This window comes from Paenibacillus elgii NBRC 100335, assembly GCF_004000865.1.
GTDB lineage: Bacteria > Bacillota > Bacilli > Paenibacillales > NBRC-103111 > Paenibacillus_G > Paenibacillus_G elgii.
The window spans coordinates 79,942-90,806 of record NZ_BIMB01000028.1 but is presented as its reverse complement, the minus strand read 5'-3'; the positions used below and the strand labels follow the sequence as shown (position 1 = coordinate 90,806).

General features: G+C 50.2%; 12 protein-coding genes. 7 read left to right on the top strand and 5 right to left on the bottom strand.

From position 1 onward, the window contains the following. The first annotated feature begins 350 nt into the window (after nucleotides 1-350). Complete coding sequence (locus PEL01S_RS20400; protein WP_127461610.1) at nucleotides 351-1,091, top strand: suppressor of fused domain protein; 741 nt, start codon at nucleotides 351-353, stop codon at nucleotides 1,089-1,091. A gap of 331 nt (nucleotides 1,092-1,422) precedes the next feature. Here PEL01S_RS20400 and PEL01S_RS20395 read toward each other — a convergent pair whose 3' ends face one another. Genes PEL01S_RS20395 through PEL01S_RS20385 form a run of 3 tightly spaced genes read right to left on the bottom strand, consistent with a single transcriptional unit; the run spans nucleotide 1,423 to nucleotide 4,670 of the window. Continuing rightward, nucleotides 1,423-1,947, bottom strand: coding sequence for a GNAT family N-acetyltransferase (locus PEL01S_RS20395; RefSeq protein WP_127461609.1), 525 nt, complete (start codon nucleotides 1,945-1,947; stop codon nucleotides 1,423-1,425). Nucleotides 1,948-1,962: 15 nt separating this feature from the next. Next, nucleotides 1,963-4,125: an ATP-binding cassette domain-containing protein gene (locus tag PEL01S_RS20390; RefSeq protein WP_127461608.1), complete on the bottom strand. Its 2,163-nt coding sequence runs from the start codon at nucleotides 4,123-4,125 to the stop codon at nucleotides 1,963-1,965. 20 nt (nucleotides 4,126-4,145) lie between these two features. Continuing rightward, on the bottom strand, nucleotides 4,146-4,670 hold the full coding sequence (locus tag PEL01S_RS20385) for a hypothetical protein (RefSeq protein ID WP_063179114.1): 525 nt from the start codon (nucleotides 4,668-4,670) through the stop codon (nucleotides 4,146-4,148). 233 nt (nucleotides 4,671-4,903) lie between these two features. On the opposite strand from PEL01S_RS20385, the gene PEL01S_RS20380 reads away from it, so the two are divergent. Together PEL01S_RS20380 and PEL01S_RS20375 are read left to right on the top strand one after the other, a co-directional pair. Then, a complete protein-coding gene (locus tag PEL01S_RS20380) occupies nucleotides 4,904-5,158 on the top strand; it encodes a hypothetical protein (RefSeq protein ID WP_063179116.1) in 255 nt (84 codons plus the stop codon). Nucleotides 5,159-5,283: 125 nt separating this feature from the next. Continuing rightward, on the top strand, nucleotides 5,284-6,147 hold the full coding sequence (locus tag PEL01S_RS20375) for a copper amine oxidase N-terminal domain-containing protein (RefSeq protein ID WP_371860719.1): 864 nt from the start codon (nucleotides 5,284-5,286) through the stop codon (nucleotides 6,145-6,147). Between the two features lie 83 nt (nucleotides 6,148-6,230). Here the strand turns inward: PEL01S_RS20375 and PEL01S_RS20370 are convergent, their stop codons facing one another. Further along, nucleotides 6,231-6,638, bottom strand: a complete 408-nt coding sequence (locus tag PEL01S_RS20370) for a type II toxin-antitoxin system death-on-curing family toxin (RefSeq protein WP_063179118.1) — start codon at nucleotides 6,636-6,638, stop codon at nucleotides 6,231-6,233. Next, the gene (locus PEL01S_RS20365) at nucleotides 6,638-6,901 is read right to left on the bottom strand and encodes an AbrB/MazE/SpoVT family DNA-binding domain-containing protein (RefSeq protein ID WP_063179120.1); all 264 of its coding nucleotides are present in this window, start codon (nucleotides 6,899-6,901) and stop codon (nucleotides 6,638-6,640) included. Before PEL01S_RS20365 ends, PEL01S_RS20370 begins: the two co-directional genes overlap by 1 nt. A 254-nt stretch (nucleotides 6,902-7,155) precedes the next feature. On the opposite strand from PEL01S_RS20365, the gene PEL01S_RS20360 reads away from it, so the two are divergent. The 4 genes from PEL01S_RS20360 (at nucleotide 7,156) to PEL01S_RS20345 (ending at nucleotide 10,855) form a co-directional block, all read left to right on the top strand. Further along, nucleotides 7,156-8,442 (top strand): SPFH domain-containing protein, encoded by a 1,287-nt coding sequence (locus PEL01S_RS20360; RefSeq protein ID WP_127461606.1) that lies wholly within the window; start codon nucleotides 7,156-7,158, stop codon nucleotides 8,440-8,442. A gap of 13 nt (nucleotides 8,443-8,455) precedes the next feature. Next, the gene (locus tag PEL01S_RS20355) at nucleotides 8,456-9,199 is read left to right on the top strand and encodes a hypothetical protein (RefSeq protein ID WP_063179124.1); all 744 of its coding nucleotides are present in this window, start codon (nucleotides 8,456-8,458) and stop codon (nucleotides 9,197-9,199) included. 82 nt (nucleotides 9,200-9,281) lie between these two features. Continuing rightward, a complete protein-coding gene (locus PEL01S_RS20350; RefSeq protein WP_127461604.1) occupies nucleotides 9,282-10,028 on the top strand; it encodes a DMT family transporter in 747 nt (248 codons plus the stop codon). A gap of 56 nt (nucleotides 10,029-10,084) precedes the next feature. After that, nucleotides 10,085-10,855 carry a hypothetical protein gene (locus PEL01S_RS20345; RefSeq protein WP_127461603.1) on the top strand — a complete coding sequence of 257 codons (771 nt, stop codon included), beginning with the start codon at nucleotides 10,085-10,087 and terminating at the stop codon, nucleotides 10,853-10,855. Nucleotides 10,856-10,865 lie beyond the last annotated feature (10 nt).

Below are 10,865 nucleotides of genomic sequence, written 5' to 3'. Positions count from 1 at the left end.
CGCCATTAGCGCAGGTGGTGGGAGTGTTCAAGAAAAGACTTTGCCTGGCGGGGAAGTGTTGAGGACCGCTGTGTCCAAAGGAACCGGGGAAATCAGCAAAGGTTTGTTCAACCGGATTTTGAAACAACAGCTTAAGGTAGATAAAGCGTACTTTAATTCGAAAAAATAGGGAATCCGGGTTAGGATAAGGAGTTCAATTCTCTGAGAAGAGAAATGGACTCCTTTTGCGTTTGCAGCCAATATTTTAACGGCTATCCCTCTATTCAATCTCCCCATCATTCTGTCGATAATAAGAGAAGTAGCGCGGGTTGGAAAAAAAGGGAACGAATCGAGAGCAGAGGTGCATTTCTTTGGTCAAGCCTTCGGATTATTCGGAATCGGGCAACCCGATTTATAAGTATGAGGATAAGGAACGCGGCTGGATGCCGCCCAACTATGGCGAGGAAGGCTGGACCGAGAAGATCGAACGGCATTTCGAGACATACATCGGCAAGATCGACAACGTATTTCATGAAATCATTTCGGATATCGTCCATATCGATGTTTATCACATTAAGCCGACGCAGGAACGGAATTACCACACGTTGTTTACGACGGGAATGAGCTATTTGCCGATGAACGTTCCCGAAGGCATCGAGGGCTATAATTATGCGGAACTGATGATTTGTTTGCCGCCTGAATGGCCGATCACGCAGGAAGCGTTCGCCGACGAGGACCATTACTGGCCGGTCCGTTGGCTCAAGATGCTGGCCCGGCTTCCACATGAGTACGAGACGTGGCTGGGTCATGGACATACGGTGCCTAACGGCGATCCCACGCGTCCCCTGTCGGACCAGACGAAATTGAACGGAGTCATTTTGCTGCCGCCCATTATGGTTCATCGGGATTTTCTGACGCTGGAGATGGACTCGGAGAGAACGATCCGATTTTACTCTATTGTCCCCCTGTATCAGGAAGAGATGGAGTTCAAATTGAAATACGGCTGCAACGACTTGACCGATAAATTCGACAAATACGGCATCAATGAAATCGTCCGGCTGAACCGGAGGAATGTGTGCCGGTCGTCGGTTATTCCATTCCGGAGAAGATAGGTTCGGAAGCGACGAGACGAGCTAGGCCCACGGTTCATTGCAGCAGATTGTTTTGGAACCTGAAAGAGCATCGCCCTTGGTGGACGATGCTCTTCTTATTTATCAAGCAAAAAACCTGCCTCAACCATCGCCCTGGCAGGTCTTTCGATCTACACTCATTATTTCGCTTCGGATACTCTCACTTGCTCATTCAGCTTAAGGAGATCCGCGAAGCTAAGCGGCTTTCGATCGCCTTTACCGTTCAAACCGGTTCTTGGGGGAAACATACAAAACCCTCCTTTGCATGAAAATAGTCCTGTATTCGTAGGATAGCACGCCCAACAATGGAAGGTCAATCCTGTGATTTTGTGTACTTTGTAACATAATGAAGCAGGGCGGCGAAGTCGGCGGAAAACAGGTTTTCCGTCCCGTGGTAGCCCTCCCGCTGGCCGATGATCCGGGCGAACTTGGAGTAAAGCCGGGTTAAATACGCGTTGTCGGCCAAGGCGTAGAATTGAAAAAAGCGGATGTGGCGGTTCTCGGCTGCCATATGATGCACCAGATGGCAGAAGCCCTCGGCGAACAGACGGCTGCTGCGATGCGCCTGCGTCGTGATAGCCGAATCCATAAAGGCAATCTCGCCTTCCGGATGCGCTTCGCCGTCAGGTGTCACGTACCGGTAATGCGCCCAGCCGATCGTATGTTCTTGCTTGTCGATCACCAGAACAATAGTTGACGTCTGGATCGTTTCCAGCGTATGCATAAGGGCATCGGCCAAGGAAAAATGACGACTGAAATCTTGGCGGTGGCGGATAAAAAATAAAGCATACTGCGCATAATCTTCATCGCTGCGACAAACGCGGTATTCCGCTAACATTGGGATTCGCTCCTCCTATTTCCTGCGTTCCAGCAGCGTCTGCCGTATACGCGCATCGATCTCGGGATATTGAGACAACACATAAGCGAACGCCTTCCTTTGCAAAGTCAAAAAGACGCAAGAGGTCATCGCCGTTACATCGGCATTTCGCGAGGCGCTATCCATCAGCGCCATCTCTCCGAAATGATCCCCATCCTCGAGAACGGCCAGCCGTATCCGGCTCTCGGGTACAGCAGCTGAGCGCTTGGAGACCTCCACCTGCCCGCGGGCGATGAGATAAAATTTTTCCCCCTGGTCCCCTTGGTAAATGACAGGCTGTCCGGCGGCGAACGTCTCCGTATGGAACAGGCCCTTGATTTCCTTCAGTACTTCTGCGTGCATCCCATGGAAGAAAGGAAGCCGGGATAGCCGCTCCTCGTCAATGTCCGCTTCCTGCCCGCTCGGCGATATGGACAAGCCGCTCTGTTTGTCCCACAGCTCTTTGTAGAAGCCGCCTGTCAGCAGCATCTGCGGGTGGGTCCCGCTATCGACCAGACGCCCCTGATCGAAGACGAAAATTTGATCCGCTTCGGTAATGGCGGAGAGCCGATGGGTCACCGTAATTATCGTCCGGTTATGCGACAGCTCAGCGAACGTCCGGTTGATCGAGGCCTCCGAGATCGGGTCCAGCGCCGACGTGGCTTCGTCCAGTAACAGGATTGAGGGGTTCCTCACGATGGCGCGGGCAATGGCGATGCGCTGCCTTTGACCGCCTGAGAAATTGCTCCCTTCATCCAGCACTTGGGTATGGTAGCCCTCCGAAAGGCTCATGATGAAGTCGTGGATTTCCGCTTTTTTCGCCGCCTCTATGACGTCTTCCTCGCTGGCATCCGGCTGGCTGAGGCGAATATTGTCCAGAATCGTGCCGTGAAATAAGAAATTGTCCTGAAACACGACGCCGATCTGTTCCCGGTAAGACCCCAGATCCAGCTCCCGCAGGCTGCTGCCGTTCATGCGGATATGACCTTCCTGCGGAGTATAGAAGCCGAGCAGCAATTGCAGCAGCGTGCTTTTTCCTGAACCGCTGGAGCCGACGAAGGCTGCCGTGGTGCCCGGAGGGATGTGCAGACGGACGTGCTTCAGCACATCCTGCTGCTGTTCCGCATAGCGGAACGAAACGTCCTCAAGCGCAATCTCCGGCGGGCGTCCCTCTGCAAAAGTGAAATGGGTTTCTCCCCTAGCTTCCCGAGGCTCGCTTAACAGCCCTTGAATCCGCTTCATGCTCACCGAAGCATCCGTAAAAGCCGGGATCGCGACGGTCAGATTGAACACCGAGTTGCCCATGGAGGTATACATGGTAAAAAAGGCGACCAACGCCCCCACGCTAAGATGACCGCGAAGCGCCAAGTACGACCCGAATCCGATAATCGAAAAGTTAATGAGGAGCAGACTGATCATGGGAAGGCGCTCAAGCTGGGCGTTGACGACATTTTTCTTGTAATGGGTCACGGACAAAGCTTGCAGCATGGCACTAAACTTATTCGCCATCGCCTCCTGCAGGTTGAAGCCTTTGATTACTTTCTGGGCTTTAATATTCTCCTGCACGACGCCGGTTAAGCGGGCGAACTGGTCCTTGTACGCAGAATTGACGGCCTCGGCACGCCTGCCCAGCAAATACGGGCCGGCAAAAATAACAACGGCCCCAAGCAGAATCAACAGGGCCATGCTCCACTGCAAATAGAACAAGACGACCGTGCTGATGACCACGACGGAAAACGACTGGATGCCAATGGTCAGGATGACCTGCATTGCTTGCGCGATCGAAGGCAGATCGACGGAATAATAAGAAAGCAGCTCGCCCGGGCGGGCTTTCTGGAAAAGGCTGATGTTCGTATGCTGCATATGGTCGAACAACCGCATTCTGAGATCCTGCTGTACTTTTGCAATCAACCGGGCCAGCGCATAATCGCTAATGACACCGGCGCTGAATCCGATCAGGCCACCGATCCCGAGAACGGCAAGAATGAGGAAAAAGTAGTCGATGTCCTGCGGCGTGATCGCTTTGTCGATCATGAATTTAAAGCTCAAGGGAGCCAGCGATACGAAGGCGAGATCCAGAAATAACGTCAGGAAAAAGAAAGACGCCAGCAGTTTGTACGGACGCATGTAGCGGAACAGGTTCGTAATGACGGTGAGCATAGAGAGATTCCCTTCCAGGGTCAAAAGTACGATTCGTGACGGAACTGCATGGCGTAAGCATGCCAATCGGAGAACGGGGCGCGGTATTCTTCCATTGTGCCGAACGCCGTATCCCGGACGTCGGCTCTCACGGCGAGCTTGCCGCACAACTTGCGAAGATCGTCCTGTACCGGCGTCCAGAAACGAAGCTCCGTCACCGGTCTGTTCAACTGGGTGATGAACTGGGTCAAGTACTGGAGGCCCCGGAGAAAAAGACGGGTTCTGCGGTATTCATCCAGCAAAAATACGGCCTGAATCTGCACGATATGCGTATCTTGGTAGTCGTTCTCGCCGGTTCCGTAAATATAACCGAGTGCTCCTACCAATTCGTCTTCGTCATTGAAGCATAGAATGGCTTCTTCCTTCATGAGAATCGGACTTGCGAGGAAGCTAAGGGTTAGCGGGAACGAATAGGGAAGGTTTAATTGTTGATAGTTCATCAGCATAAATTCGATGTACTTTTCCTGATATTTCTCGGAGGCGCAGATCGAAAAATAGTAGCTCATGCAAGCGATTTCTCCCTTGGTGAATGTGCTCAAAGTATACCACGATCTTCCTGTGAACCCAAGTGAAGAGTTGGTTAGGAGAGGGATTGTTGACGGGTGTGACTCAACGTAAAGTTAAATACTTCAATGTTTAATTTAACTAATTGTTGAATCTATTTAAATAAAATTTAACAAATGTTAATATGGTCTCTAAGTTGGTTGGCAAAAAGCTAATGGAGAGGAGCCCGGATAAAATGAACAACTTACAAAGCAAATACGAGACTTTACTTGAGGAAGAACGTCTGCTCGCGGATAAAATCGAAAGCTGCGAGGAATGTGTTGAAGCGATACTCGATTATATCGCGAAAAAAGCGGACACGATCCATGTGCTTACGGCGGAAGAGATCGTATCGGCGGTGCATGCCATCGGGAAAGATTTGCAAACGGAGCTGCTGCATGTAAAGCTGGAGCGGAGCATCGTTTCCAACAAATTAAGCGGAGTCCTATAACCAAGACGCTTAAAAAAGTTTTAATTTTTTTCGAACTCCCCACAAAAAAATTTACGGGAACGAACAACTTAGTGAGCTCATGCAAACAAGAATTTTTAACCAACAAAGGAGAGTTATTGATGAACATGAAGAAACCTATGATGATCGCCGCATCTTGCGTCGTCGCAACTAGCCTGATGGCCGGCTCCGCATTGGCAAAGTCCGATAACGACAACCGCTCCGACAGAGCGGAAGCTGCAGCGCAAGCAATCACTGTCGGCAAAGAAAAAGACGTCAAGGTTAAAGTAGAGGTAGAACCGAAGGCTTCCGTTACGGGCACGACTTATGAAAGTAACGGCAAAAACGGCTATAAAGGTCTGCTCAATGCCATTGAAAATGTAAAGGACAAACCGGCTGGTGCCGTGCTTGCCGATCTTCTTTTGACCAAATACGAAACACAGCTTACGGCTGAGAAGAAAGCTGAATTGGAAGCTATCGTCGAAAAAGACGCTGCGCTTTCCGCGGCAGCCGATCTGCTCGACAATCAAGGTAACGTAACCGATGCGGTTTATGTTCAGAAAGAAGCCGTAAAAGCGAATGTGAAAAACCTCAACGCTTACAAGAAGCTTGGTAAGCTTTACGAGAAGCTTGGAAAATCCGGCGTGCAATTGTACGTCAATGGCGAAGAGCCTTCCATGGAAGTCCGCCCCTTCATCCGTGAGGGCAGTACTCTGGTACCTTTCCGGGCCATCTCCGAAGCTCTGAAAGCGGAAGTAAGCTGGAACCCGGAAGAACGTTCCGTAACGGTTACTCGCGACGGCATCACCGTTAAACTTTTCGTTGATAGCACGAAGGCTTATGTAAACGGCAAAGAAGTGACGCTGGAAGTGCCTGCGGCTATTGTGGAAGGCAATACCGTCGTTCCTGCCCGTTTCGTCAGCGAGGCTTTGAAAGCCGTTGTGAAATGGGAAGAAGAATCGAAATCCGTTGTAATCTACGAAGACAAATAAGACAAGTTTGCCAAAAAGCCTGCCTTGTAGGGGCTGTTGACAAATGGGTTGGGGACCGTGGTCCTCGGCCCATTTTTTGCATGTTACTCCGAATCAATAACCACGGCATGCTGCTCAATAATTTCAACCAGCTCTTCAAAAGAGTACCTATGATTCACCATATCCACAGTAAGATCTTCAGCCTTCTTAACATCCATCACAAACCGATAGCCATTATACCGAAGGAAAATCACTAAAGCGGTAAATGCCGTTCGTTTGTTTGCATTTTGAAAAGGATGATTTTGCCCCAACGATTCGAAAAGGGCAACTGCTTTATCGAACAGGGTGCTATAAGCATCATCTCCGAACGCAGAAGACTGAGGACGCAGAACGGCTGATTCCAACAAGCTGTTGCTTTTTACTCCGATATGTTCGCCAAGACTATATTTTTGAATAACGGCTACGTTTACGGCGATGACTTCTTGAATGGTTAAATAACGAACGTGAGCCATTATCTATCTTTTAACCCTTTCAGAGTTTCATCGTACTCCTCCATGACTTGCGAAAGGGTCTCCATAAAATCCGGACTTATTCCTGCAGGTAGGGAAACTTTGTTTGCTTTTCGTATGACGATCTCCCCGTCTTGCTCCCGCACATCGATCTGTACCGAGTCACCGAGCTCCACTCCGATTCGTTTGAAGGCCTCTGTCATCGTGATGCCTAAGCTGTTGCCGAATTTGGCGACTTTTCGCTCCATCCCAACCACCTTGCTCATATCATCATTCTCCTTATTAATATGTCAAATTGTTATAACAATTATACAGTATGTATGTGTTTTTTAAAAATAGGACTTCCCGGAATCCTCCCCGACAAACCACTCCAACTCTTTCCGCATCTTGTCGAAATCTAGCAAAATTGTCTGTTATAACGCATCAAATGGAAAATTTTGAGTCCAAAAAGGGTTGGTTTCGTAGTATATTAATGTAAAAGGATTACGCGCGAGACCAGCATATGGAAAGGGGTACCTAGATGGCAATTATAGAAGTAGTCAAATTCGACGGGCCGCCCGATTTATTGGTATGGAAATATCCGAACCAAGAACTAGGCACATGGACTCAACTGATCGTCAATGAAACCCAGGAAGCGCTGCTGTTCAAAGGCGGGGAGGCGCTTGACCTGCTCGGTCCCGGCCGGCACACGCTATCAACGCAAAATATTCCGGTTTTTTCCTCCGTCGTCAATTTGCCTTTTGGCGGCAAGTCGCCGTTTACGGCGGAAATTTGGTTCGTGAACAAGCTGCACAAGCTGGACTTGAAATGGGGGACGCCGACTCCGATTCAACTGCAGGAGCCCAAATATCACATGATGGTATCGGTCCGCGCGTTCGGTCAATTAGGCATCCAGATCGAAGATACGCGCAAGTTTCTGCTTAAGCTGGTCGGGACGCTTCCGGCGGTCGATCAGGCGGCGCTTGGCAAATATTTTCGCAGTATCCTGATGATGAACATCAAAGAGCTCATCTCCGCTTATCTGGTACATAAAAAAATTAGCATTTTGGAAATTAACGCCTATATCTCCGAAATCTCCAAACATATGGAAAGTCGAATCGTTTCGATTTTTCAAGAATACGGGATTCGCCTGGTCGGCTTCCAGATCGATTCCATTAATCTGCCCGAGGAAGATCCGGCTACGAGGCGGTTAAAGGAAGCGCTGGCGAAAAAAGCAGAAATGGACATTCTCGGCTTCTCTTACCAGCAGGAAAGAACCTTTAATACGCTGGAAAGCGCGGCGAAGAACGAAGGGAATCCATCGGCCTTCTTGGGAGCGGGCATCGGTCTGGGGCTCGGTCAAGGCGTTGGGATGACGATTGGCGATTCGTTTTCGCGGTTGTCGGGACATATGGATGTGTCTACTCCTGTGCAGACATGTTCGAATTGTGGCACGAGCAATGCGCATGATTCCAGCTTTTGCAGAGGGTGCGGACAATCGCTCAAGCAGGGAGCCGCTTCCTCGGACGTGGCCTGCCAAGCGTGCGGGCATTCTCTTCCGGCGGGATCGAAATTTTGCCCGAACTGCGGCGATAAGTACCATCCTTGTCCCCGCTGCCAAGCGGATAACCCGGAACAGGCACTTCATTGTGCGAAATGCGGCGAGTCGCTGGGCGCTCCTTGTCCCCAGTGTGCGACGATGGTGGAGGCGGGAGCGAAGTTTTGTCCGGAGTGCGGCAAGAGCATGGTGCTCACTTGCAGTCAGTGTCAGCAGGTCGTGCAGCCGGGGCAAAAGTTTTGTTTTGAATGCGGGAATAAGTTAGGGTGAAAAGGAGCTTGAGATGAATATGAATCGTTTGCCTGCCGTGGCCGCCAAATTGATGTTCGGCCTCATTGTCTTGGTAACCGTAGCTGCCTTTTTCTTATGTCGTGTGGAGGATTGGGGAACCGGGCACTGGTGGACTTCCTTGATCTCCATCGTTCTTGCGGAAGCGGCTTGTTATTACTGCGCAGTAGGTGAAGTGAAGCAAAACCGGCGCGGAGACGGGCTTCCCGCCTCCTTGACCTTCGTTACGATATCGGTGTTGTATGGAGCTGCCGCTATTTTTCATACGGCTTTTTTCTGGCTCACCTTGCGGATTTCCCTGACCTCATTCGTGGTGATTGAAGTCATCACCGCCGCGGTCTGGGCGATCGGGATGGGGCTTGCCCATCATTTTACGAATGTTGTGCGGAATCAAGAGGATGATCAAAGGGTACAGATGCAACTGATGAAGCAGATGAAGCTGGCTCTCGATTCGGTAAGCTATGCGCTGGAAGAAGAGGAAATCGAGGAACGGGAAGCGTTGAAAGCGGGGGTACGGGAGCTGATCGAAAAAGTGAAGTACAGCGACCCGGTTTCACATCCTTCGATGATTCATATGGAGGAGAACTTGCTGTGGCAGATCAAGGAATTGGAGCGCTGCGTCCGCGGGCTCAGTGATCAGGCGGAGGAGAAGGGCAAGGTCGAGATGTCCCGCAAGCTTCTGCGCGATATCTCCGCCGACCTGGGCCGCAGAAACAGCCAGCTGATCACGTTGAAATGAGGTCGACACGGTGCATCAGAGCAATATAGAAGAGAAGCCACAAGTTAGATTGGACATGGACAGACCGGCTATTCAAGGCGTCGTGATCGTGCTGGCGTTCCTCTTGTTTTTTCCGGCGGGCCTCCTTTTGGCGGCTATCCGACTGTGGAAGCATCGCAATCTGAGCTATCAAAAAATAGATGACTGGCGAAATGCCGGCGCAACCTTTCTTGTTCTGTTTGTATTCTGGGCATCGATATTTTTATTCATGAACAGTATATCTCCAGCAGATACGTTTGCGTTGTTTTCGATGTGGTTTATTCTTATTATTTTTTTCTTCACTCCCGGAATATCCATGCTATGGGTGAGCAAGCAGAGTCGTAAACGGCTTTTGGCCCGTTATGACTCTTATCGCCAGATCGTCATGTTGCAAGGAATTACTTCTGTCCATACCATCGCGGAGATGACCTGGCATCGCCCGGCGGTCGTTGCCAACGATTTGAAGCGCCTGCTCGGTCTTGGCGAGTTCCCCAATGCCTATTTGGATATGGATTCAATGGCGATCGTTTTTCAGCGGTCAGTCGAACCGACGGCACCTTTTCACTCGCCTCAGGAGAGCACGACTGAGAAGGATTTTCCGGAAGATCTGCCTAAAGACATAGACTTCAAACGCGCTTACGAAGAGATTCTGCACGAATACACCCAAATGACCTCTTCGTCCAAAACGGACAAGAAGCCGCTACCGAAGACGGTGGAATGCCCCGGCTGCGGTTCGTCGACCTTGCTGCAGCCCGGGGAAAGCAAAACGTGTGCTTATTGCGATTCTCCGTTGACGTATCCGTCGAAATAGGAAGGCCGTATCCTTTGTAAATGTTAATGATCGAATCAGGAGAGGAAGGAACACGCTTGGACTTTGACGATAGACCTGCTATAAAAGGCGAGTGGATATTGCTGGCGTTCCTCTTGTTTTTTCCGTTGGGTCTCATTTTGGCAGCTATCCGATTGAGGAATCATCGCGATCTGAGCTATCAAAAAGTATTGGAATGGAAAAATGCCGCGGTAACCCTTTTTACTTTGTTCGGGATTTCTACGTTTCCCCTTTTTATAACCTTGTCCTTCGCCATCCAAGAGGAGAGGTTTGGGGTATTTTATGTGTCTCTTTTCGCCGCTATCCTGTTCTTGCTGCTGCCGGGGCTGTTCATGCTGTGGAAGAGTGGACAGAAACGCGAACAGCTTTTTACCCTGTACGATCATTATCGTCATATCGTCGCAACAGAAGGAATTACTTCGATCCAGACGATCGCGGAGATGACCAAGCAGAGGCCGACGGTCGTTGCCAACGATTTGAGGCGCCTGATTTATCTTGGTGCGTTCCAGGATGCTTTTGTCGATATGAATTCAATGACCATCGTTATTAATCGGCCGGCAATGGACTTGTCCTCAAGACGTACTGCCGCAGTGGAGGAATTGGAAGGTTTGACCAAAGAGCTCAAAGGTGCCTACAAAGAGCTCTTAAACGAATACATGAAAACGACCTCGTCGTCTAAAACGGCAGAGAAGCCGCTGCCGAAGAAGGTGGAATGTCCCGGCTGCGGTTCGTCGACCTTGCTCCAGCCCGGCGAAAGCAAGGCGTGTCCGTATTGCGATTCCCCTCTAACGTATCCGAAGAGCGGATAGAAGGCAGGTA